Consider the following 23,129-nt stretch of genomic DNA (forward strand, 5'->3'; position numbering starts at 1 on the left):
GAAAGGGCAAGAACCACACCACATAACGCCAAACGCCGCCGTACCAAACCACAGACAACTCAGGCCGAAATCGGCTACGCGTCACTATGCGCGAAGCGGTGGCCTGATTTCCAGGGGAAAAGTGGGCGGTAATCGGTAATCGGTAATCGGTAATCGGTAATCAGTAGGCAGAGGGCAGAGGGCAGTGGGCAGAGGGCAAAGGGCAGAGGGCAGAGGGCAGAGGGCAGTGAAGATTAATGACGAATGTCGAAAATCAAATGTCGAAGGAAATCCAAATGTCCGAATGACGAAACACCCACGTGATACCGGCGCCCGACGGCTGCCAAAGCACATTCGACATTTGAACTTTTAGTTTTCCTTCGACATTTGATTTTCGACATTCGTCCTGCCCGCGGACGATTGCGTCACGCGCGCCGGGCGAGCCCGGCGGCTAAGTAGGGCCATTGGGCTCCTCCTGTTCCGGCTTCCTCGTTCTCGTCCTCTCGGTGCCCTCGGCGATCTCTGTGGCAAAAAATCTCCTCGTCCTCGTTACTACTTCACTGCCCGCTGCCGACTGCCCGCTGCCGACTGCCCGCTGCCGACTGCCCTCTGCCGACTGCCTGCTGCCGACTGCCTGCTGCCGGCTCGTGTCTTTCGGCATCCCCTTCACTCGTCGTCCTCGCGTAGCTTTGCGAGAACTCCGTAGTCTTCGAGCGTCGTGGTGTCGCCGACCGTTTCCTTGCCGGCCGCGATGTCGCGCAACAGCCGGCGCATGATCTTGCCGCTGCGCGTTTTGGGCAGGGCGTTGGTGAAGCGCACGTCGTCGGGCTGCGCGAGGGCGCCGATTTCCTTGCGCACGTGTTTTTTCAACTCGTCGCGCAAAGCGCTCGTCGCTTCGCCGGACTTGAGCGTCACGAACACCGCCACGGCCTCTCCTTTCACGTCGTCGGGCCGGCCGACGGCCGCGGCTTCGGCCACGAGCGGATGGCTGACCAGGGCGCTTTCGATCTCGATCGTGCTCAGCCGATGACCGGCGACGTTCAGCACGTCGTCGATGCGCCCCATGATCCAGTAGTAGCCATCTTTGTCCTGTCGGGCGTTGTCGCCGGCCAGGTAGTTGTGGGGGACCTTTTGCCAATACTGCTCGGCGTAGCGTTTGTCGTCTCCCCAGATGCCGCGCAGCATGCCGGGCCAGGGCTTGGTGATGACAAGCCACCCGCCGTGCCCCGCTTCGACCGGGCGTCCGCGCTCATCGACGATGGCCGGGACAATACCGGGCAAAGGCTTGGTGCAACTGCCGGGCTTGGTCGCGATGGCGCCTGGCAACGGGCTCATCATGATTCCGCCCGTTTCGGTCTGCCACCAGGTATCGACGATCGGGCAGCGCTCGCGGCCGATCTTGCGGTGATACCACATCCAGGCCTCGGGATTGATTCCTTCGCCAACCGTGCCCAGCAGGCGTAAGCTGGAAAGATCGTGATGATCGACCCAGCGATCGCCCCATTTGATGAACGAGCGAATCGCGGTGGGCGCGGTGTAGAAGATCGACACGCGGTAGCGCTCGATAATTTCCCAGAAGCGTCCCTCGTCAGGCCAGTTCGGCGCGCCCTCGTACATCATCACCGTGGCGCCGCATGCCAGCGGTCCGTAGACGACGTAGCTATGGCCCGTGATCCAGCCGCAGTCGGCCGTACACCAATAGACATCCTCGTCGCGGATGTCGAAGACCCATTCCGTGGTCTTCTTGGCGTAGAGCTGGTAGCCGGCCGTGGTGTGCTTAATCCCTTTCGGTTTGCCGGTCGAGCCGCTGGTGTACAGGATGAACAGCGGGGTTTCACTGTCGAGCGGCTCGGCCGGACAAGCGGCCGACGATTCGGCCATCAACTCGTCCCACCAGTGGTCGCGGCCCGGCTTCATCGAGACTTCGTTGCCGATCCGGCGTAGCACCACGCACTTTTCGACCGTGGGGCTTTTGGTTAACGCTTCGTCGACGTTGGCCTTCAGCGCCAATTGCTGGCCGCGGCGCCAGCCGCCGTCGGCGGTAATCACGAGCTTCGCCCGGGCGTCGTTGTTGCGGTCGGCAATCGCTTCGCTGGAAAAGCCGCCGAAGATGACCGAGTGAATGGCACCGATCCGGGCGCAAGCCAGCATCGCGATCACCAGCTCCGGCACAAGCGGCATATAAATCGAAACGACGTCCCCCGTCCCGATGCCCAGCTTCTTCAAGACGTTGGCGAACTTGCAAACCTCGTGATGCAGCATCTGATACGTCAGCACGCGCGCGTCGCCGGGCTCGCCCTCCCAGATGATGGCAGCCTTGTTGCGGCGGGCGCTGGCGAGATGTACGTCGAGGCAGTTGTACGAAACGTTCGTCTGACCGCCGACGAACCACCTGGCAAATGGTTCCTGCCACTCGAGCACTTTCTTGTAGGGCTTGAACCAATGCAGTTCGCTGGCGAACTTGGCCCAAAAGCCGTCGATGTCAGCGGCCGCCTCGCGCCACATTTCGTCATAAGCGGCCGGCGAACCGATGCGCGCTTTAGCCGCGAACTCCGGCAGCGGAGCAAATACGCGGTCCTCTTGCATTACCGTGTCGATTCGTCCGCCCGACTGTGCCGACATCACTTATCTCCCGCGCGGTGCTCGCTCGTCCAGGAATGCGCGTCCAAGGAGAACGCGCCGCGACAAGCGAATTTTGGAGTCTAGGAGTACCGCCACGGAGTGTCAACGATTCGCCGAACGAGCCCGAGAATTGGCAAAGTCGGCGGAAGTTGGGTTTGCGTCGGTAGGGATTCCCGACGTAGTCTTGAGGGGCGCCGGCAGGCTGCCTAACGCGGATAAACAGGACTTTCGGCCGGCGCCGTCTCGCCGTCGGCCGCAAGCCGGAAACGTGCGGATCAAGACATGCTTCGCATCACGATTCACAATAGCCGCCAGCAGCGTGAGCTGTCGCACGCGGCCGGGCCACTGGAGTTTGGCCGGGTCATGCAGGGGGGGCACGATCGCGTCGTGATCGACGATCCCTTTGTGTCGCGCGATCAGCTGCGCGTCACCGAGGAGCAAGGCCGGCTGCACCTCGAAAATCTCAGCCGACACACCCCCATCCACATCGCCGGCTGCGGACGGCAACTGGGAGTGACGGCGGTCGAGGATTTCGATCTGCCGCTGGAAATCACCGTCGGCACCACGCACATCCGCTTCGAAAACATGGCGCGGGCCGAAGGCCCCACCTCGTGGCAGACCATTCTGCAGCCGGCGCGCGTGGCCGAGGCGACCGTCGCGCCCCTGAACCTGGTCGACGAGCGCGAGCCACTCACGCCCGAACGCTTGACGCAATGGTTCGAAACCGTGATTTCCGTGCAGCGGGCCGCCGCCGGCTCCGCCGAGTTCTACGAGGAAACCGTCAAGGCCGTGGTCCAGCTCATCGGGCTGGACGGCGCGCAGGTCCTGTTGCGGCGCGGCGAAGCTTGGGAGGTGGTGGCCAGCTTTGCGCGGCACGCGGGCCGGCCGCTGGAATTCAGCCGCACGGCGCTTGCGCATATGATCGAAGAAAAGCGGACATTCTTCCGCACGCTCGACGTGGCCACGACGCAAAGCCTGACCGGCATCGAAGCCGTGGTCGTTTCGCCGATTTTCGATCCGCACGGCGAAGTCGTCGGTGCGGTTTACGGTCAGCGCTATCGCATGATCGGCACCGCCGGCTCGGTGATCGAGCCGCTGGAAGCGCAGCTCGTGCAGCTATTGGCCGCAGCGGTCGGCGCAGGTCTGGCGCGGCAACAGAAAGAAGCCGAGGCCGCCCGATCGCGCGTGCAGTTCGAGCAATTCTTCTCTTCGGCGCTCGCCAATCAATTGCAGGCCGATCCAACCTTGCTCGAAGGGCGCGATCGCGAAGTGACGGCGCTGTTCAGCGACATCCGCAGCTTTTCCGGCCTGTCTGAGCGGCTTTCGCCCGAGGAAACGTGCCGCCTGGTCGGGGACGTGATGGAACGGCTCACGGCGCGGATCGCCGATCATGGCGGCGTGGTCGTCGACTATATCGGCGACGGCCTGTTGGCGATGTGGAACGCCCCGGCGATTCAGCCGGACCACGCGACACTCGCTTGCCGCGCGGCCTTGGCGATGATCGACGAGCTGCCCGCCCTGAACCGCGATTGGCAGGGCATCTTGGGCGCGCCCTTTGGAATCGGCATTGGCATCAACACCGGCGTGGCCCGGGTGGGAAACATCGGCAGCCGGCGGCGTTTCAAATACGGGCCGCTGGGGCATGCCGTGAACCTGGCCAGCCGGCTGGAAGGTTTGACCAAGCAACTGGGGGTCGCCGCGCTTGTCAGCGAGTCGACCTGGAAGAAACTTCATGGCGCTTTTGCGACGCGGCGGCTATGTCGGGTGCGGGTCGTCGGCATCGCCTCGCCGCTGGATGTGTTCGAATTGCATTCCGCCGGCGAAGATCCGCAGTGGAATGCGCGGCGCGATGCGTATGAATCGGCGCTTGCGCAATTCGAAACGGGCCACTGGGCCGACGCCTGCCGCACGCTCTATCCGCTCGTGGCTGAGCAGCCCAACCATTACGACGTGCCGAGCCTGACGTTGATCGGCCGGGCGGTCGACTGCCTGAAGACCCGGCCAACGAAATTCGAGCCGGTGCTGGATTTCGTGCACAAGTGATTCGGAACGCAGTGAACACTGCGTTCACTCTACTTAGCCGCCAAGCTCGCTCGGCGCTTCATGCCGCACGCAGGTCGCCGCGCAAACAAAAGCCGCCGAGCGAGCTCGGCGGCTGAATAGGCTGGAACGCAAATGCGAATTCCGTTGCGGCGACAAACGCGCTACTTCAGCTCGCGAATATAGATATTCTTGAAGTACAAGTCGTTGCCGTGGTTTTGCAGCTCGATCTGGCCGGTAGGATAGATCGGCTTGTCGCGCTCCCAATAGTTTTCCAGCACGACGTTATCCACGACCAGCTCGTCGTTCAGCCATACGCTGACCTTGTCGCCGACCATCTTGATGCGGAACGTATTCCACTGGCCGATCGGCTTGTCGGCCACCTTCGACGGCTTGGACGGATTCTTTTGGTTGTTGAACAGTCCGCCCGAGCCGACACCCGCGGCCGTCTTGCTGGCTGGATCCCAGATTTGCACCTGGGGCGAGCCGCGCAGATAGATGCCGCTGTCGCCGTCGGGAAGAATCTTCCAATCGACGAGCAATTCGAAATCGCCATAGTCCTTGGCCGTGCAGAGGCTGCGCCCCTTGCCGTCGAACTTGAGCACGCCGTCTTCGACGATCCAATGGGCCCGCATCTCTTCGTCGGCTTGTTTTTGAGCAGCGGCTAACGCATCGGGCGTGGCCTTCGCGCGATTGGCTGGTTTTTCGAGGTCCCCTTTCGGCAACCCCTTCCAGCCCGTCAGGTCGCGACCATTGAATAGCGCCGTGAAGCCGGCGGGCGGTTGATTATCGGCCGCTTGCGCGCCAGAGGCGAACAACAGCGCCGCGGCCAACGCGGCAGGGAAAAAGGCCAGCGGAAATCGGATCGCAAGAAGTGTCATGCTCGCGGGTCCACTCAAAAGGTGAGACAGCCGACGAAATCGCGTGCCGACTCGTGCGCGACCCGTACAGCCGTGGGGGTGAGATGAAGCCATCGTAGGCACCCTGGCAGCGCGTCGCAAGTTGGCCCCAGGGGTGAACGAGGGTTGAACGAGGGGAGATTTGTTTGCAGTGGCTTCGCGACCGGCTACAATCGCCAGCGCGAAGGGGACGGATCCCGCGAGCGACATATCCTCCCAAAATTCGACGCGTTATGCGTGACCGCACGTGGGGTGACAGCGCATGGCGAATTTCCACGGTCTTACCACTCTGACCTGCGGAGGTCTCTTCTGATGAAGGACGAACGATCCTCCCGTGCCGGCGCCTCGGGCGTCAGTCGCCGGGCGTTCTTGCAAGGTTCGGGCGCCGCGGCAGCGGCCACGGCCTTGGCCACCGGCGGCGGCGTCGCCGCGGCGGCCGATGACAAGGCAAAAGTCCTTGGCCCCGGTCCGACCACCATCAAGCTGAAGGTCAACGGCGCCGATCGGCAGGTCACGGTCGAGCCGCGCACCACGCTGCTCGAAGCGCTGCGCTACAAGTTGAACCTCACCGGCGCCAAGCCGGTGAGCGTCGACGACTCGAGCGGCGCGAGCATGGTCATCATCGACGGCAAGCCGGCCAGTGCCAACACGGTGTTGGCCGTGGCTTGCGTCGGCAAGAAGATTCAAACCGTCGAGAGCCTGGGCGGCAACAAGCCCGACGCCGTGCCCACGGCCTTCGTTCACAACGATGGCATGCAGTGCGGCTTCTGCACGCCGGGCTTCGTCGTGGCGGTGCGGGCCTTCCTCGACAAAAATCCCAAGGCCACCGAACAGCAGATTCGCAAGGGTCTGAACAGCAATCTATGCCGCTGTGGCACGTACGCCAACGTCATCATGGCCGCCATGGAAGTGGTGAAAGGGGGCGCACGTGGCTAAGAAATACTCCTGGCCCAAACAGGGCACCACGGCAATTCTGGGCAAGCCGACGGACCGCATCGACGGCATGGCCAAGGCCACCGGCGCCGCCAAGTACGCCTACGACATCGTGCTCGACAAGATGTTGCTCGCCCGGGTGCTCGGTTCGCCGAACGCGCACTGCAAGATCAAGTCGATCGACTTTAGTGCCGCCGAAAAAATTCCCGGCGTCGTCAAGTGCATGGCGATGAAAGAGCCCGGCAACGAGGTGCGCTGGCAGGGCGATCCGATCGCGGCCGTGGCGGGCGAAAGCGAAGGGGCCGTGGCCGAAGGCCTCAAGGCGATCAAGGTCGAGGTCGAACCGCTGGACGTCTTCGTGAAGGATAACGACCTGGCCGCGGCCGAAGCGGCCGGGCGCACCGGCAAGGTCGCCAAGAACGTACAGTTGGAAAAGGAAGCCGGCGACGATGACGACGAAGACGAGTTCGCTGAAAAGGAAATCGAGCGGCTGCTGAACGAGTCGGCCGTCGTCGTCGAAGGGCATTACGGAATCGACGTCATCACGCACATGTGCCTCGAGCCTCACGGCGCCACGGTGCAGTGGGAGGGCGACAAGCTCATCGCGTACCTGTCGACGCAAAACGTCTCGGGCACGGCCGGCCAATTCGCCAGCCCGCTGGGCGTGACGGCGGGCGACGTGACCGTGATTTGCGATTTCATCGGCGGCGGATTCGGCAGCAAGTTCCAGGTCGACAACTTCAACGTCACTGCGGCCAAGATCGCCAAGGAAACAGGCCGGCCGGTGAAGCTGATGCTCGATCGCGATATTGAGCTGAAAACCGCCGGCTGCCGCCCGAGCGGCTACATCGACGTCCGCGTCGGCGCCGACAAGGACGGAGTGGTGAAGGTGTGGGACTCGCAGCACTGGGGCACCTTCGGCGCAACGGCCGGCGGTGTGGACCAGGGTGTGATTCCATACGTCTTCAATCCCAAGAACCGCCGCCGCCGCGCAACCCCCATCATCACCAATGCCAGCCCGTCGCGGGCCTGGCGGGCGCCGAATCATCCGCAAGCCTGCGCGATGAGCCAGACGGCCTACGACGATATCGCGGCGAAGCTCGGGCTGAACAGCTACGACGTTTTCCTGCGAAATCTGCCGAGCGTCTCGAACGAAAAGCAGGACGTCTACAAGGCCCAGATGGAAATCGCGGCCAAGCTGATCGGCTGGAAAGACAAGTGGCACCCGCACGGCAAGGGCCCGAAGAAAGGCTCGGTCGTCAGCGGCCTGGGCATGGCCATCCACACCTGGGGTGGCGGCGGACAGCCGTCGAATACGCTAATCACGATCCACCCCGACGGCGGCGTCGAAGCAACGCTCGGCAGCCAGGATCTGGGGACCGGCACACGCACGGCCATCGGCATCATCACGGCCGAAACGTTCGGCCTGCCGCTGGCGGCCGTGAAAGTGAATATCGGCAGCTCGAAATACCCGCCGAGCGCCGCCTCGGGCGGCAGCGTCACGATCGCCAGCGTGAGCGAATCGACGCGCCGCGCGGCGCAGGACGCGCTGGCCAAGATCTTCGAGCTGGCGGCCAAGAAGCTCGAAACAGAGCCAGACAATCTCGAAGCCAAGGATGGCCGCATCCTGGTTAAAGCCGACGCCAAGAAGTCGCTTTCCTGGAAAGAGGCGTGCAGCCTGCTGGGCATGATGCCACTGGAAGTCAAAGGCGAATTTAAACGCCGCGACGATCAGGGGCTCTCCAGCTCGCAAGTCGGCGGCGTGCAAATGGCCGAGGTCGAGGTCGACCGCGACACCGGCGTCGTGCGCATGAAGAAATTCGTCCTCGTGCAGGACATGGGCCTGGTGATCAATCCCAAGTGCGCCAAAAGCCAGATGTACGGCGCCGCCATCATGGGCATCGCCTATGCGCTGTTCGAACAGCGCATTCTCGATCCCACGAGCGGCGCCTTCTTGAACGCCGAGATCGCCGACTACAAGTTGCCGCGCCTGGGTGACATCGGCGAGATTGTCGTCGAGATTTACGAGCCCGACAGCGAATACAGCCGCGGCGTGGTCGGGCTGGGCGAACCGCCCGTGATCAGCCCGGGCGCCACGATCTCGAACGCCGTGTGCAACGCCCTGGGCGTGCGCGTCCCGGTTCTTCCCTTGACACCGAAGCGGGTCCTCGAAGCCCTGGAAAGAGCGAGGAAAGCCTGATGAAACCTTTTGAATATGCGGCACCAACCGATGCCACGGGCGTGCTGGAACTATTGGACGACGACGCCGAAGCGACGGCCCTATTGGCCGGCGGCACCGATCTCGTTCCGCTCATGGCCAAGATGATTGTCACGCCGCGGCGCGTGGTGAACATCACCGAAGTGGCGAGCTTGCGCGGCATTTCGGCCGATTCGCAAGGTGTTTCGATTGGCGCAACGACCACGCTCGACGAGCTGTTCGACTCGCCCGAGCTCGATCAATTCCCCTCGATCCGCCAGGCGATCGACGGCATCAACAGCGATACCTTGCGAGCGCAAGGGACGATTGGCGGCGAGCTGTTGCAGCGCCCGCAATGCTGGTACTTCCGCGGTGGGCACGGCCTGCTGGCTGAATCCGGCAAGCGCATCGTCGAGGGCGACAGCCGGTACCACGCGATTTTTGGTAACGCCGGACCGGCGAAGTTTGTCTCGCCGTCGCGCATCGCGCCGGCCTTGATCGCCTTGGGGGCCCAGGTGCGGATCATCGGCCCCAGCGACCAGGAACAGGCCACCATCCCGGTCGAAGCCTTGTTCCGGACGCCGCGCGACGGCCGCCAGCGCGAACACGTGATCGGCCCGAACCAGTTGCTCACGCACATCCTTTTGCCGGCGCGGGGATTGGCCAACGCCACGTACGAAGTACGGCAGTCGGCCGGACCCGATTTCCCGCTCGTCGGCGCCGCGGCCAGCCTGCGAATCGACAACGGCGTCGTGCGCGACGCCACGATCGTGCTCGGGCAAGTGGCGCCAACGCCGTGGGTCTCGTACGCGGCGGCACAAGCGATCATTGGTCAACCGGTGGACTTCGATACGGCGAGCGCCGCCGGCGAGGCCGCGATCGAAGCCGCCACCCCGCTAGCCGACAACGCCTACAAAGTGCGCCTGGCAAGCGTCGCGGTCCGCCGCGCGATCTTGCGGGCTGCGGGCCTGGAGACCGGGGGAATCGAAATCTAACGCCGTCGCGCGATCACCGTGCGATGATCGGCCTCTTTTCAGCAAGGAATCACAGCATGTCGACACTCGAAAGCCAACCGGTCGACGCGGCCGGCGCCTGCCAGCACTTGCGTTCGAAAGGGATGTACATCACCGGCTGTCAAAACCCGGCGGTCGAGGACGGCCAGGTCGGCGACGGCCACTGCTGGTGCAACGTGACGCAGCACGCCTTGGGCCCCGACGACAACTTCGTCGAGCGCAACCTGTGCATCGCCGGACGCCGCTGCTTCGTCGCCCCTGTTTGAAAACTGAATGGCACCACGGAGAAGAAATGCAGAAGTAAGAATGCAGAATGATAAATGAACTGCCGCGGCGGCGACCTACGCATCGTTCATCATTTTGCATTCATCATTTTCTTTCTTTTCCGTGTCCCCGTGGTGAATCTGTCTTTTTTTCCCCCCGCGAACCCGCCTGCCGCACTTGGAGCCTGCACCATGCGTCACCTCTCACACGTGATCTGTCTGCTTGGCCTTGTTAGCATGACACCCGCTGCCGCACGGGCCGCGGACAACCAGCCGGCCACGGTGGTACCCGTGCCGCGCGATGGCGGCTGGATGCAGCGGCAGGAGCTGATCAATAGCCGCGCGAAGCCGGGCGAGGTCGACGTGATCTTCCTCGGCGACTCGATCACCCAAGCCTGGGAAGGTCCTGGCAAAGAGGCGTGGGCCAAGTATTACGGCGACCGCAAGGCGATGAACGCGGGCATCGGCGGCGACCGCACGCAGCACGTCTTGTGGCGGCTCGATAACGGCAATATCGCCGGCATCACGCCCAAGCTCGCCGTGATCATGATCGGCACGAACAACTCGGGCACTGACTCGCCGGAAGACATTGCCGCCGGCATCAAGGCCATCGTCGCCAAGCTGCGCGACAAGCTTCCGCAGACGAAGATCCTGCTTTTGGGCATCTTCCCCCGCGGTGCCGATCCGAACGATGACAAGCGGAAGGTGAACATCAAGGCCAACGAACTGGCCAAGACCGTGGCCGACGACAAGAACGTGTTTTATCTCGATATCGGTCCGAAGTTCCTCGCGGCCGATGGCACGCTGTCGAAAGAGATCATGCCCGATCTGTTGCACCTCAGCCCACAGGGCTACGAGATTTGGGCCAGCTCGATCGAGCCGGCCGTCTGCGAATTGCTGGGCGACAAGCCGCACGGGAAGTAACGGGAGCATGGCCTCCAAACGGAAGGGATAATCCACAGGTTTCGCGGATCGGCGATGGCGATTACGGCGACAAAGGCGTTTCGTAATCCAAGAATGTCGATCCGTGCAGCCGAGACGGCCGCACCACAATTGGTGTCGCATCGACATCCTACTGTGGTGCAGGCGTCTCGCCTGCATTCTTTGTGCAGCAGGACAACCTGAACGGCCCTCGGCAAAATGTTTGGGCTGTCCGTCGGCGCTGGCGCCTTCGTCTTTCTTCCCGATCTGTGAAATCTGCGCAATCCGCGGATGCACTCCGCTGCTGTCAGTCACCCCGCCTAGAACGATCGCAATCGGGCTTGCGGCCGAAGCGATTTTGCAGGCCCAGTTTGAAGATCACGCGCACGGCGGTACGGGCTTCGTGCATGTTGATCTTCGAATGTCCCTTCACCCGGTCGACGAAGACGATCGGCGTTTCGGCAATGCGGCAGCCGAGACGCTTGACGCGCCACAGGAATTCTTCGTGAAACGAGTAGCCGGTCGAAATGATTTGGCTGAAATCGAGCTGGGCTAACCGCGCCACGCGATAGGCGCGGAAGCCCCCACTGCAATCGCGGGCCCGCAATCCGAGCATCAGGCGCGTGTAGACGTTCACGGCGCGGCTCATCAGCCGGCGGCGCAGCGGCCATCCTTCGACTCCGCCGCCCGGCACATAGCGCGAGCCGATCACGACATCGGCCGCCGCGTCGCCTTCCAACCCCGCCAGCAAATCGCGAATGTAGCGCGGGTGGTGGCTGAAGTCGGCGTCCATCGATACCACGGCGTCGTAGCCGTGTTCGATCGAATAGCGCAAACCTGCAACGACGGCGCTCCCCTGCCCTTGCTTGCCGGGTCGGGCGAGCAGCTTCAAGCGTGGTTCGCCCGTGGCACGCTCGCGAACCCAGGCACCGGTGCCGTCGGGCGAATTGTCGTCAACGACCAGCAGGTCGACCTGTGGCGCGTGCGCGAAAACTTCATCGACCAAAGAAGGCAGATTCTCGCGCTCATTATAGGTCGTGACGACAACCAGGGTCCGCGTCATGATCCGCTCGAAGGCCGGCGGTCAGGCCGGAGCCGGGTGCAATTACTGCCACGTGATTGAGGAGGCGTGCCCGTCGTCCCGCGATGCTTGTTGTCCACCCTAGTTCAAGACTCTTGCCGCGGGCGAGCGACGACGGCCAGGCCATTCCCCATCCCCAGGGTCACGGTTCCCAGCGGGAGCACGTGTACGTCCTCGATCGCGAAGACGTTTCCGATTGTTGCGAGCATGGCGCGGCAATCGAATCCGAGGTGTGAGTAAATATAACGGCAATCGTTCAAGTTGGCGCTTGCCTGCCGCGGCACCGGCAAGCCGAAGAACGCCCGGGCGGTGCTCGAGAGCGAGGGATAAGGATCGCCCCCGGTGGTAATCCGGTAGACGTTCTTCGCCAGCGACATGGCGCCGTGCTCGATGGGGAAGGTGAACAGGCACAGACCATCGGCAGCCAGAGCGACGCGAATGTCCAAGAGCGCCGCCTCGAGTTCGACCGGCGGCAGGTGTTCCAGCACCTCCAGACATGCCACGCGGTCGAACGTGCCCGGCAGCATGTCCAGTTCGCGAGTCACGAGCACGTTGGGGCAATCCGCCAGGCGATGTCGTGCCTGGCTGAACAGATCGTCGGCCGGATCGAAGGCCACGATCTGCGTTTGAGGAAATCTCTTGCTGATGCGGCGCGAGAGCTCGCCGCTGCCGCAGCCGTAATCGAGCACGCGGCTCCGCGGGCCGAGGCGAAGCAACTTGACCGATGCTTCGAGCCGCGATCGATGCAGCCAACGCTTGACGGGATTGCGGCTGTTAACGGTGTTTTTCGAGTAGTCCACGTTGCCCATCCGTGTGCGATGGAATGTGATTTCCGTATCACGGTTCCGACGGGGCAGAATCTTAGCAGCACTCGGCGTGACGTGTCCACCGCACGCCGCGCCTGGATTTTTTCGCAGAAATAGAGAGCATCCGTACGGCTAATCGCCCCGCCCATTGCGGCACTTCCCCGGCAAACAAGCGAGTCTACCGGCACTTCGGCAAAATCGCCGGAAGGCGCAGCATGCAGTGGTTGCGGGCACTTGCAGGCGAGCTCGGACGCTGACCAAATTGCCGCCGCAGCGCCCTGCCAGGAGTGCGGCTGGGTGCCTATAATCAAGCGATTCCGGCCAACCGTTCGCTTCCCGCCCCTTTCCGCTCCGATGATTTGTCGCGCCGCGCCGTTCGAGCACGCTACCTCGGCGTCCCGCGTGGACTCGAGGAACAGTGATCCCGCGCGCGACGGCGCCACGTATGATCTCGCCTTCTGGCTGACGTACGTCGCGAATCTTTCGATCATGATCGGGCACAGCCTGCTGTTTCGCTATGCCGACGTCGTCTTCTTTCTCGGCGGCAGCGAGCTGCTGTTGGGCACCATCGTGGGCGTGGGCATGATCGGCAGCCTGGCCATGCGCTTGGCCCAGGGCGTCGGCATCGATCGCTACGGCCCGCGAAAAATGTGGATCGTCTCCGGCTTAATGTTCGTGACCAGTTGCCTGGGCCACTTGTTGGTTACGAGCGCCGAAAGCCCGCTGATTTTTCTGTTGCGCATCCTCTACGCCTGCGCATTTGCCGGCTTCTTCGGCGCGTCGATTACGTTTATCTCGGCGCGGGCGCCGGTATCGCGCCTTGCCGAAATGGTCGGTATGCTCGGCACGTCAGGCTTTCTCGCCATGGTGCTTGGGACCTGGCTAGGGGACGTGATGTTGGGCGGCGCGCCCATGACTTGGGGCCGTTTGCAACTGATGTTCGTCGTTTGCGCCGCACTGGGAACGATCAACGTCGTCCTGGCGGTCTTCGCCACGCGGCATGACAGTTTTCAGCGCCGCTCGCGCCACGTCTCGGCCTGGAGCCTGCTGCGGCGCTATCATCCCGGCGCCGTTTTGCTGGTCTCGGCTGCCACCGGGTTCGGCCTGGGGCTGCCGGGCACGTTTTTGCGCCCTTACGCCGAATCGCTGAACATTCCCGGCATCGCGCTGTTCTTCGCCGTCTACGCGCCGACGGCGTTCGCCGCGCGCTTCATGTCCCGCCGACTGCCCGCGCGCCTTGGCAATCGCCGCGTGCTGTATTTAGGGCTGGCGTTCATGGTGACCGGCATGCTGCTGTTTACGCTAGCGAGCAATCAGTGGCTGCTGTGCGTACCAGCGGCAGCGCTCGGCGTGGCGCACGCTCTGTTGTTCCCCTCGGTGATCGCCGAGGGAACAGCGGCGTTTCCGGCGCGCAATCGCGGCCTGGCCACGACGCTGGTGCTGACATTTTTCGACCTGGGAACGCTCGTCGGTTCGCCGATCGCCGGCGGCATCGTCTCTTACGCGCCGCGCGTGGGTCTGCCTGAATTCGGTTCGATGTTCGTTGCCGTGGCGGCCATGATCGGCACGTCAACGATCGTCTACGCCCTATCGCGTGACAAGGCGATATCGGTTGCCCCCCGCCCGACCGCGGCGCTCGCCGCGCTTGGCAAATCGCGCGGCTAGCCCCGCGCTCCACTCGGTACTTTTCTTGGCCCCACACCGCCCCCCTGCGCGCCGAGCTGCCTCCAGAGCGTGAGCGGATGTCGAAAGTTTATGCGGCGGTCTCCGGAAATTCATTTTATTGAAATTATTTGAGCGATACACTTGATTTTATTAAATTCTCGGGTAGCATGCCTTTCAGAAAGTGACTTTTATGCCCGGCGAAATCCGACCCCTGAGTAACGAATGCCCTTATTGCGGCACGGCGATGGCCGTGACGCAGATGAGTTGCAGCCATTGCCGGGTGTCGGTCGAGGCGGAATTCCCCATGTCGCGGCTGGCGGATCTGCCGGTCGAGCATCAGCGGTTCATCGAGATGTTCGTGCTGGCCGGTGGAAACCTCAAGGAAATTGCCGAGCAGGTGGGCGTCTCGTATCCCACGGTCCGCTCGCGGCTCGACAAAGTGATTGAAATGTTGCGCGGCGCCATCTCCAAAACGCAGCGCGTCGAGGGGAGTGTGCTCGACGCCGTCGAGCCGGGGGGCGCCGGCGCGGCCGAAGCGGCGCGAATCATCAAGCGCATTTGATCGCGGAGCAGATTGCATGTCAGCCAACGATCCGTCCAGGTCCAAGCACTCGGGCAACACGTCACGGGAAGAAGCTCAACTCGATCGTGCCATCGAGCGAGCCGACGCCCTGCTATTCAAATCTCTCAAAGGCGACGAGCGGCGGCGGCGCCGCAACTCGGTTCTCTTCATCATGGGAGGTGCAATTATGGTGGCAGGAATTTGCACGATGGCGGCGGTATTGCTTACGGCGTTCCCCCAAAACGCGGCCCAGGGGAACGCGGCGCCCGCCGCCGGGGCGGCTGAACAGGATTTGCTAACGACGGCCGTGGCGGCCGCGAACGATCCCGTGCGCGCCGCGCAACTCTCCCAGGAAGGATGGCAGGCATGGCAGCGCCAGCAATACGAGCCGGCGATCGCCAAATTCAACGAAGCGGTACAACTCGATCCCAAGAACACCGGGGCGTGGAACGGCCTGGGCTGGGCGAGTTTCAACAGTGGCAAATTCGCGCCGGCCGCCGAAGCGTTCAAAAAGTGCGTGGAGATCGATCCCCGGCACGGCGCCGCGCTGAACGGATTAGGCCAGATCGCCCTCGCCGAGCGCAAGTACGACGAAGCCGAGAAGTATTTGAAGAAAGCAGCGGCCGTGCCCGAGGCTTCGGCCGCCTGGTACGGACTGGCGCGGATTTATCTCTTGCAAGGCAAATACGACGAAGCGGCGACGTGGGCCCGAAAGGTCGTCGGCTCGGGCGATGAAGACGGCTCGGGGCAACGCATGTTGGCCGCGGCGAAGGCAAAAAAGGTTCCCGACGATTTGCGGCAGATGCTCGAACCGCCGGCGCGGGGCAACGATCTGGCTCGGGGCTGGCAACTGTTGAACTCTGGTCGCCGCGACGAGGCGAAGGGGGTCTTCGAATCGATCCTGGCGCAAAAGTCTGACGATGCCGCGGCCCTGAACGGCATGGGCTGGCTCTACTTTTTCGGCGGCGATGCCAAGGCCGCGCGGCCGTACTTCGAAAAGGCGCTTGCCGCCGAGCCCTTGGCAGGCGGCGCGATGAATGGTCTGGCACGCTCGCTCAAGGCCGAGGGAGATCTCGACGGCGCCATCAAAATCTGGCAGCAGATGGTCGACAAGGTGCCCCCGCCGCACGACGGGCCGATGTTTTTGGCCGACGCCTACATGGAAAAGGAGGAGTACGGCAAGGCGGTCCCCTTCCTGGAAAAGCTCGCCGCCGCCGAGCCCACAAACAAGCAACTACAGGACAAGCTGGGCCGGGCCAGAGAATTGGCAAAGGCGAAGTAGTGCGCGAGCTGAATGCGATCCGTGCGGGCCGGCTCGCGATGGGCTGGCCCGCCGATCGCGGCCGATTCGGTGGTCACTTCCTATTCCTCGGGAGTTCTCATGGTGCCGCTTGGTCTGAATCGCCGTGGCCTGCTCGGGCTGGCGATGTTGCTTGTGGGTCTGGGGCTTTTGGCCGGCGCCAAGGCCTTGTACGCCCGACGGACCGCACACGTGGCTGTGCCGGCGCTCGATCCCACACAACGCGCGCTAGTCCAAGAGCTAACCCGCGCCCTTCAGAACGGGCGCGGCGAGCTTGGTCCGCTTGCGGATCGGCTCGTCGAGCGTGACGGCCAGAGGGCGATTCCGCTGCTGATCGGCATGATCGACGCGGACAATTCCTACGACACGGTCTATTGGATCGGGCACTTCCAACTGGCGGGATTGACGGGCGTTGCCTTCAGCCCCATCCACGACGGAGCCTGGTGGCGGCGCTGGTGGGAACACCATCGACACGAGTACCCGGCGGACGTACAGGCGATCGCCATTCCTAATCTGCCGAAAACCGAGAACGGTAAGCGTTACAAACCGTTCCCTCCTGAAACGGACACGCTCGAGGGAGAACTGGCGCTCGCTGTGAAGTTGCTCGAGCGCAAGGACGTTCCCTTAGGGGAGCGCGCCCAGGACGGCGAGTGGTATGACGTCGGCATGATCGCCACGGATATCGGCAGGTACGAAGATCCGCACGCCATTCCAAGCCTGATTGGTCTGATCGACGCCGATAATTCGTCCGCGACCATTCATGGGATCGGCCGCTGGGTGCTGGCCCCGCTCACCGGCGTTCGCTATAGCCATTACCACGACGGCGCCTGGTGGCGGGGTTGGTGGGAAAAGCATCGACACGAGTATCCGGCCGATGTGCAGGCGATTCCGATTCCCGATTTACCGAAGACGGCCAGCGGCCGCGCACATCGCCCCTTTCCGGCCGACAGCGACACGCTGCAGGGCAAATTGCGCATGGCCGCGCGGTTGTCGAACGACGCCGCCGCGTTGGCCGCCGATCGCCCGGCGGGCGTGGCGTCAACCGTGTACAGCGACCTGGCGCAGGAAATTGCCAAACATCGCGACCCGCACGCCATCCCTTACCTGATTGGCCTGATCGTGGCCGACAAGACGGGCGGCGGCGCGATCTACGGAGTGGGATACTTCGGCCTGTGCTTCAAGCGCGAGCCGCTCACCGGCGAAGAGTACGACGAGTCGCACGATGCCGCGTGGTGGCTGGCATGGTGGGAGAAGAACAAGTCGCGCTACGCGGCCGATGTGCAAGCGATCGAGATACCTGATTACGCACAGCCGCTGGTTTTCAACTGGCAGGAAAAAGCCAGCGCCGATGCGAGCCCGTGAGGCACGATTAGCCGCGGCGCAGCTTGGCGAACAACTGCGAATACTCTTGCCGATAAGCCCGCGTCGGGGCAGGGCGCGGGCCGGCAATCGTGACCGGGTCGTCCTCGACCACGATCAGGTCGGCGTCGGCACGCGTGTCGGTCCAGGCTGGCGTCTCGGCCATCCCCACGATCTTGGCCGTCTGCACGTACGGCTGCAAAAGCTCGGCCAGAATGCGCCCCTCGGAGCTGTAGACGTGCGGCATTTGCGCCCACACCGAGGCGTGCTCGGTGGAAAATCGTTCCACGACGACTTCTTCTTCCACGAACGATTCGGCGAACGGATTCGACGAATGCGCGAGCTCGACGCTCGTCGCGCGGCGCGGCTGCACGCCGACTTCGATCGAGGTGAGCCGATCGGCCACTGCAGACTTTTCGACAAGCGCCGGCTCGACACGCGCCGGCTCGGCAATCGTGGGCTCTTCGATCGCCGGTTCTGAATCGTCCAGTCCGCTGGCCAGTCGCAGCCCGAGCGTCGCCGGCTCGGCCCGCTCGTACTGTCGCGCCCCTTCCGCGGCATCGTTCGATACCAGCTCGTCGAGTTCGCTGGCGTCCTCGTCGTCGTGAAGCTGGCCGAATTCGATGACGCTGCCCGCCTTCGACGGTTCACTAGCGCCGCTCCAGGGCGTGGGCAATTGCTGCAAGTCGGACCAGGCCTCTTCGACTTCGCGCTCAGTGAGCTGGTGCTGCCGCGCGGTATGCGCGAGCAACAGTGCGTGATCGCACAACTGATTGATCAAGCGCGGTACGCCGTCGCTGGCGCGATAGACGCTTTCGAACGCGGCGTCGGTAAAAATCCGCCGCGCGTCGCCACCGGCCGCCGCGACTTGCGCGCGAATGTAAGCCGTGGTCTCGCCGCGATCCATGGGCTCGAGATAACAACGCGCGGCCGCGCGCTGGCTGAACGATTCGAGCTTGGGGCTGGCCAGGTGCTCTTCCAACAAATGGCTGCCGGCCATGATGAACCGCGCCCGCGGCTGGCCGGCGACCGTGATGTTCGTGATCAGGCGAATTTCTTCCAGCACGCGCGCCGGAAGGGTGTGCGCTTCGTCGGCCACGAGCAACATGCCGGCGGCATCGGCGCGCGTCAGATGATCGACCAGGGCCAGCCGCATGTCGCCGTCGGGCAATCCGCGGCACGGCAGTTCGAGCCCGAACAGGATGGCCTGCAACAGTGCCCGCGGCGAATCGATGCGCGTGGTGCCCAGCATCACGACGTCGAACGTATCTTCGAATTCGCTCGACAGCATCTGGCAGACGAGTGTCTTGCCCGTGCCCGAGGCGCCGACGAGCACGCCCATGCCTTCAGCGCGTTCGATGCAGCGAACCAGCGTGCGGCGCGCGGCCTCGGTCACGCGGGCGGGAAAGTACTGCTCGACACGAGGGGTGGCGGCGAAGGGACGCTGGTTCAAATGGAAGAAAGCTTCGTACATCGTCGCGTGGCCTCGCAGTTCAAACGCCCCGATCAGTGCTAGCAGCGCGCAGAGTGTGGCGCTGCGGTCATCAAGAAGCATTACTTCATTCGGCAGCCGGTCGCCCGGCTCTGCACCTGCGATTAGCATTGGCGATGTTGCCGGCGATCGTTGGCCGCGCGGCTGCCAGCGTGCCCTGTCGTGACCGTGACGCTAGCACGCTAGCGGCGTACAATAGATGGTTCGCTAACCCACCGAGGCAATCGTTTCAAACAATCGCTCCGCCGCCGCGCGGACGAACCAGCCCAACTAGCCCGAAGCGCCAGCGAGGGATTAGCGTCGGTTCAAATCCCTCGCTAGCGCTTCGGGCTGGTGTGACTTGCACCGTATCAATTGCTTTACCAAGCCCTTATGTTTCGCACGAAGATCTGCGGCATCACGAGAGTGGAAGACGCGCGGGCCGCGGCCGAGGCGGGGGCCGATTGCATTGGGCTGAACTTCTACCCCGGCAGCGCGCGGCATGTGGGTCGTGAGCAAGCGCGGGAGATTCGCGAGGCCGTGCGCGGCCGCATGTTGGTAGCGGGCGTGTTCGTCGATGCCCCCGCGACAACGATCGCCGAAATCGCGCGCGGTCTGGAACTCGAGCTCGTGCAGCTCAGCGGCAACGAGTCGCCGCAGGATGTCGCGATTCTGGCCGCCGCGCTTGGGGACATACCCATCATGCAAGCAGTGCGCGCAGGCGGCGCTGGTTTGACGACCGTGCGTGCTCATCTCGACGAGTGCCGGCGCCTGGTCTGCCTGCCGCGATTGGTCCTGTGGGACGCCTTCGACACGAAGCAATTTGGCGGCACCGGCCGGGTCGCCGACTGGTCGGCAGCCGCCGCGTATGTCGCGGCGCAGGGCTTGCCCCCCTTGGTGCTAGCAGGGGGTCTGAAATCTGAGAACGTGGCGGACGCGATTTTGGCCGTACGACCGCGCGGCGTCGACACCGCCAGCGGGGTCGAATGTTCGCCCGGTGTTAAGGACGCCGCGAAGATGCGGTCCTTTGTCGAGGCAGCTCGCGCCGCATTCGACAAGGCCGGCCGAGCTGACTAAGATAGTGCGGAAATTGTTCTCTGGCCGATTCTGGCACCCGCCTTGCTCGCCCCTCACAAGGAGTATATCCGTGGCGCAACTCGACACACGTCTCCCCTACAAGGTCGCTGATATGAAGCTGGCCGACTGGGGTCGCAAAGAGATCCAACTGGCCGAGAACGAGATGCCGGGCTTGATGGCGCTGCGGAAGAAATACGGCGCGACGAAGCCCCTGAAGGGCGCTCGCATCGCCGGCTGCTTGCACATGACCATTCAAACGGCCGTTTTGATCGAGACGCTGACCGAGCTGGGCGCCCAGGTCACCTGGAGCAGCTGCAATATTTTCTCGACGCAGGACCATGCGGCGGCGGCGATCGCCAAGGCCGGCATTCCGGTCTACGCCTGGAAGGGGGAGTCGAACGAGGACTTCGACTGGTGCATCGAGCAGACGCTGCACTTCCCCGACGGCCAGCCGCTGAACATGATCCTCGACGACGGCGGCGACTTGACGGCCATGGTTCATCAGAAGTACCCCGAGCTGTTGGCCGGCATCCGCGGCCTGTCGGAAGAGACGACCACCGGCGTTCACCGCCTGTACCAGATGCACGCCCGCGGCGAGTTGAAAGTGCCGGCGATCAACGTCAACGACTCGGTCACCAAGAGCAAGTTCGACAACCTGTACGGCTGCCGCGAATCGCTGGCCGACGGCATCAAGCGGGCCACCGACGTGATGGTGGCCGGCAAGGTCGTGGTCGTGGCCGGCTACGGCGACGTCGGCAAGGGTTGCGCTCGGGCTATGCAGACCCTGGGCGCGCGGGTGATCATCACCGAGATCGACCCGATCAACGCCTTGCAGGCGGCCATGGAAGGGTTCGAAGTCACGACCATGGAGGACGCCGCCAAGCGCGCCAACATCTTCGTCACGGCCACGGGCAATCGCGACATCATCATCGGCGAGCACATGAAGGTCATGCCCAACGACGCGATCGTCTGCAACATCGGCCACTTCGATCTCGAGATCGACATGGCCTGGCTGAACAGCCAGAAGAACGTGAAGAAGGTCGAGATCAAGCCGCAGGTCGACCGCTACACGTTCCCGGACGGCCACTCGATCCTCGTGCTGGCTGAGGGGCGTTTGGTGAATCTGGGCTGCGCCACGGGTCATCCGTCGTTCGTGATGTCGAACTCGTTCACGAACCAGGTGATGGCACAACTGGCCCTGTGGACCGAAACCGACAAGTTCCCGCTGGGCGTCCACGTGCTGCCGAAGCAGCTCGACGAAGAGGTGGCCCGGTTGCACCTCGACAAGCTCGGCGTGAAGCTCACGAAGCTGACCGAGAAGCAGGCCGACTACATCGGCGTGCCGGTTGCCGGGCCGTACAAGCCCGACTACTACCGGTACTAAACCGGCGGCCGGGCAACTGCCGTAAGGCCCCCTTTGACAACTCGCCAGGGCTGCGGGATAACACCCGCAGCCCTTTTCTTTTGGTCAGGACGCACCACGAAATTACGGACGAAAGCGGTCGAGAAACCATGCCAGAAATTCAAGCCTTTCGCGGTCTGCGCTACGATCTGGGGCACGTCGGATCATTGAGCGACGTGATCGCGCCCCCGTATGACGTGATCGGGCCGCCGTTGCAGGAGCAGCTCTACAAGAAGCATCCGGCGAACGTCATTCGCTTGATCCTCAACCGCGAAGAACCCGGCGACGACGCCACGAACAATCGCTACGCCCGGGCGGCGAAGTTCCTGAAGAACTGGCGCTCGGAAGGCGTTCTGGCCACGGACCCCGATCCGGCACTCTACGTCTATCACCAGATCTTCGAGTACGCCGGACGCACCCACACGCGGCGCGGATTCATGGCGCGCGTCCGCCTGCAGCGCTTCGGCGAGGGGAACATCTACCCGCACGAGGAGACGATGTCCGGCCCGAAGCAGGACCGGCTGCTTCTGACGCGCGCCTGCAAAGCAAATCTCAGCCAGATCTTTGGGCTCTATCCGGACCCGACGAACGACGTGCAGAACAAGCTCGAGACGGCCATCGCCGGCGTCCCGCCGCTCGAAGCGACCGATCACTTGGGCGTTATCCATCGGATGTGGCCCGTGACCGATGTCGGCGTGATCAGCAGCGTCGCCGCCGCGATCAGCCCCAAGCCGGTTTTCATCGCCGACGGGCATCACCGCTATGAAACGGCGTGCAACTATCGCGACGAGCTATCGGCCGCTAGCGCCTTGCCGGCGACACACCCGGCCCATTTCGTGCTGATGATGTGCGTCGGCATGGAGGATCCTGGCATGGTGGTGCTCCCGACGCACCGGCTGTTCCGCGGGCTGCCGGCCATGAAATCGAGCGAGCTGGTAGCCAAGCTGGGGGACGCCTTCACCACGCGCGTGGCCGGCGAAGGGGCCGACCTGGCCAACACCGTGTGGGAGGAGATCGAAACCGAAAACCACCAGGGAACGCTCGGCCTGTACACAGCCGCCGACGACCGCTGGGTGCTCGCGCGGATCACCGAGGCGGGCCGCGCCCAGATGGCCAAGCTCGCCGCCGAGCACAGTCAGCCGTGGCGCGACCTGGGAGTCAGCATCCTGCACCGGCTGGTGATCGACACCCTGCTCTCGGGCAAGGACCTGCCGAAGCCGCGCTACGTCCACCTGGTCGAGGAAGTGGTCGAAGGGATCGAGTCGGGCGAATTCCCGCTCGCGGCTTTGGTGATGCCGGCTACGGTCGGCGACATCCAGACGATCTCGAAGCACCAGGAGCGGATGCCCGCCAAGAGCACCTACTTCTACCCGAAGCTGCTCAGCGGCCTGGTGATCAATCCGCTGGAGTAGCGCTCGATTTGTCCGTAAAGCGCCCGTTCCACGTGAAACGCGCAGACATGAGGCTGCTGAACACGCACTTTACGCGTTTCACGTAAAACACAGAGACTAAGGCGAATGCGAAGTTTCACGTGAAACG

General features: G+C 63.4%; 18 protein-coding genes. 13 read left to right on the plus strand and 5 right to left on the minus strand.

Going from position 1 to position 23,129, the window contains the following annotated elements:
- Positions 1-645: 645 nt before the first annotated feature.
- Complete coding sequence (gene acs / locus VHD36_12950) at positions 646-2,601, minus strand: acetate--CoA ligase (protein HVU88220.1); 1,956 nt, start codon at positions 2,599-2,601, stop codon at positions 646-648.
- A 282-nt stretch (positions 2,602-2,883) separates the two neighbouring features.
- Here acs and VHD36_12955 point away from each other — a divergent pair, with 282 nt between their 5' ends.
- Positions 2,884-4,644, plus strand: coding sequence for an adenylate/guanylate cyclase domain-containing protein (locus VHD36_12955; GenBank protein ID HVU88221.1), 1,761 nt, complete (start codon positions 2,884-2,886; stop codon positions 4,642-4,644).
- A 161-nt stretch (positions 4,645-4,805) separates the two neighbouring features.
- On the opposite strand, the gene VHD36_12960 is transcribed toward VHD36_12955, so the two are convergent.
- On the minus strand, positions 4,806-5,522 hold the full coding sequence (locus VHD36_12960) for a DUF1080 domain-containing protein (protein ID HVU88222.1): 717 nt from the start codon (positions 5,520-5,522) through the stop codon (positions 4,806-4,808).
- A gap of 330 nt (positions 5,523-5,852) precedes the next feature.
- On the opposite strand from VHD36_12960, the gene VHD36_12965 reads away from it, so the two are divergent.
- The 5 genes from VHD36_12965 (at position 5,853) to VHD36_12985 (ending at position 10,870) form a co-directional block, all read left to right on the plus strand.
- Complete coding sequence (locus VHD36_12965) at positions 5,853-6,476, plus strand: 2Fe-2S iron-sulfur cluster-binding protein (GenBank protein ID HVU88223.1); 624 nt, start codon at positions 5,853-5,855, stop codon at positions 6,474-6,476.
- Positions 6,469-8,673, plus strand: coding sequence for a xanthine dehydrogenase family protein molybdopterin-binding subunit (locus VHD36_12970; GenBank protein ID HVU88224.1), 2,205 nt, complete (start codon positions 6,469-6,471; stop codon positions 8,671-8,673). The genes VHD36_12965 and VHD36_12970 overlap by 8 nt, the downstream gene beginning before the upstream one ends.
- Positions 8,673-9,665, plus strand: a complete 993-nt coding sequence (locus VHD36_12975) for an FAD binding domain-containing protein (protein ID HVU88225.1) — start codon at positions 8,673-8,675, stop codon at positions 9,663-9,665. Before VHD36_12970 ends, VHD36_12975 begins: the two co-directional genes overlap by 1 nt.
- Positions 9,666-9,721: 56 nt before the next feature.
- A complete protein-coding gene (locus VHD36_12980; protein HVU88226.1) occupies positions 9,722-9,949 on the plus strand; it encodes a hypothetical protein in 228 nt (75 codons plus the stop codon).
- A gap of 189 nt (positions 9,950-10,138) precedes the next feature.
- Entirely contained in the window at positions 10,139-10,870 is a 732-nt protein-coding gene (locus VHD36_12985) for a platelet-activating factor acetylhydrolase IB subunit (GenBank protein HVU88227.1), read from the plus strand.
- A 304-nt stretch (positions 10,871-11,174) separates the two neighbouring features.
- Here the strand turns inward: VHD36_12985 and VHD36_12990 are convergent, their stop codons facing one another.
- Positions 11,175-11,930 carry a polyprenol monophosphomannose synthase gene (locus tag VHD36_12990; GenBank protein ID HVU88228.1) on the minus strand — a complete coding sequence of 252 codons (756 nt, stop codon included), beginning with the start codon at positions 11,928-11,930 and terminating at the stop codon, positions 11,175-11,177.
- A 104-nt stretch (positions 11,931-12,034) separates the two neighbouring features.
- On the minus strand, positions 12,035-12,748 hold the full coding sequence (locus VHD36_12995; GenBank protein HVU88229.1) for a class I SAM-dependent methyltransferase: 714 nt from the start codon (positions 12,746-12,748) through the stop codon (positions 12,035-12,037).
- A 408-nt stretch (positions 12,749-13,156) separates the two neighbouring features.
- On the opposite strand from VHD36_12995, the gene VHD36_13000 reads away from it, so the two are divergent.
- The 4 genes from VHD36_13000 to VHD36_13015 all read left to right on the plus strand — a co-directional run bounded on the left by VHD36_13000 (position 13,157) and on the right by VHD36_13015 (position 17,643).
- On the plus strand, positions 13,157-14,419 hold the full coding sequence (locus VHD36_13000) for an MFS transporter (protein ID HVU88230.1): 1,263 nt from the start codon (positions 13,157-13,159) through the stop codon (positions 14,417-14,419).
- A gap of 190 nt (positions 14,420-14,609) precedes the next feature.
- Entirely contained in the window at positions 14,610-14,981 is a 372-nt protein-coding gene (locus VHD36_13005; protein HVU88231.1) for a DUF2089 family protein, read from the plus strand.
- A 16-nt stretch (positions 14,982-14,997) separates the two neighbouring features.
- Complete coding sequence (locus VHD36_13010) at positions 14,998-16,263, plus strand: tetratricopeptide repeat protein (GenBank protein ID HVU88232.1); 1,266 nt, start codon at positions 14,998-15,000, stop codon at positions 16,261-16,263.
- Positions 16,264-16,275: 12 nt separating this feature from the next.
- Entirely contained in the window at positions 16,276-17,643 is a 1,368-nt protein-coding gene (locus tag VHD36_13015; GenBank protein HVU88233.1) for a hypothetical protein, read from the plus strand.
- A gap of 7 nt (positions 17,644-17,650) precedes the next feature.
- Here VHD36_13015 and VHD36_13020 read toward each other — a convergent pair whose 3' ends face one another.
- Complete coding sequence (locus tag VHD36_13020) at positions 17,651-19,114, minus strand: AAA family ATPase (GenBank protein HVU88234.1); 1,464 nt, start codon at positions 19,112-19,114, stop codon at positions 17,651-17,653.
- A gap of 390 nt (positions 19,115-19,504) precedes the next feature.
- Here VHD36_13020 and VHD36_13025 point away from each other — a divergent pair, with 390 nt between their 5' ends.
- The 3 genes from VHD36_13025 to VHD36_13035 all read left to right on the plus strand — a co-directional run bounded on the left by VHD36_13025 (position 19,505) and on the right by VHD36_13035 (position 23,002).
- Positions 19,505-20,188 carry a phosphoribosylanthranilate isomerase gene (locus VHD36_13025; GenBank protein ID HVU88235.1) on the plus strand — a complete coding sequence of 228 codons (684 nt, stop codon included), beginning with the start codon at positions 19,505-19,507 and terminating at the stop codon, positions 20,186-20,188.
- Positions 20,189-20,252: 64 nt separating this feature from the next.
- A complete protein-coding gene (gene ahcY / locus VHD36_13030; GenBank protein ID HVU88236.1) occupies positions 20,253-21,572 on the plus strand; it encodes an adenosylhomocysteinase in 1,320 nt (439 codons plus the stop codon).
- 128 nt (positions 21,573-21,700) lie between these two features.
- Positions 21,701-23,002 carry a DUF1015 domain-containing protein gene (locus VHD36_13035; protein HVU88237.1) on the plus strand — a complete coding sequence of 434 codons (1,302 nt, stop codon included), beginning with the start codon at positions 21,701-21,703 and terminating at the stop codon, positions 23,000-23,002.
- The last annotated feature ends 127 nt before the right edge of the window (positions 23,003-23,129 follow it).

Source organism: Pirellulales bacterium, assembly GCA_035546535.1.
Classification (GTDB): Bacteria; Planctomycetota; Planctomycetia; order Pirellulales; family JACPPG01; genus JACPPG01.

Bases quoted from the DNA above. Each gene is read 5' to 3' on its own strand.
- VHD36_12980 (HVU88226.1), top strand. From the start codon at position 9,722: ATGTCGACACTCGAAAGCCAACCGGTCGACGCGGCCGGCGCCTGCCAG.
- acs (HVU88220.1), bottom strand. From the start codon at position 2,601: ATGTCGGCACAGTCGGGCGGACGAATCGACACGGTAATGCAAGAGGAC.
- VHD36_12985 (HVU88227.1), top strand. From the start codon at position 10,139: ATGCGTCACCTCTCACACGTGATCTGTCTGCTTGGCCTTGTTAGCATG.
- VHD36_13035 (HVU88237.1), top strand. From the start codon at position 21,701: ATGCCAGAAATTCAAGCCTTTCGCGGTCTGCGCTACGATCTGGGGCAC.
- VHD36_12990 (HVU88228.1), bottom strand. From the start codon at position 11,930: ATGACGCGGACCCTGGTTGTCGTCACGACCTATAATGAGCGCGAGAAT.
- VHD36_12960 (HVU88222.1), bottom strand. From the start codon at position 5,522: ATGACACTTCTTGCGATCCGATTTCCGCTGGCCTTTTTCCCTGCCGCG.
- VHD36_12965 (HVU88223.1), top strand. From the start codon at position 5,853: ATGAAGGACGAACGATCCTCCCGTGCCGGCGCCTCGGGCGTCAGTCGC.
- VHD36_13015 (HVU88233.1), top strand. From the start codon at position 16,276: ATGCGATCCGTGCGGGCCGGCTCGCGATGGGCTGGCCCGCCGATCGCG.
- VHD36_13005 (HVU88231.1), top strand. From the start codon at position 14,610: ATGCCCGGCGAAATCCGACCCCTGAGTAACGAATGCCCTTATTGCGGC.
- VHD36_13010 (HVU88232.1), top strand. From the start codon at position 14,998: ATGTCAGCCAACGATCCGTCCAGGTCCAAGCACTCGGGCAACACGTCA.
- VHD36_13025 (HVU88235.1), top strand. From the start codon at position 19,505: ATGTTTCGCACGAAGATCTGCGGCATCACGAGAGTGGAAGACGCGCGG.
- VHD36_12955 (HVU88221.1), top strand. From the start codon at position 2,884: ATGCTTCGCATCACGATTCACAATAGCCGCCAGCAGCGTGAGCTGTCG.
- VHD36_13020 (HVU88234.1), bottom strand. From the start codon at position 19,114: ATGTACGAAGCTTTCTTCCATTTGAACCAGCGTCCCTTCGCCGCCACC.
- VHD36_12975 (HVU88225.1), top strand. From the start codon at position 8,673: ATGAAACCTTTTGAATATGCGGCACCAACCGATGCCACGGGCGTGCTG.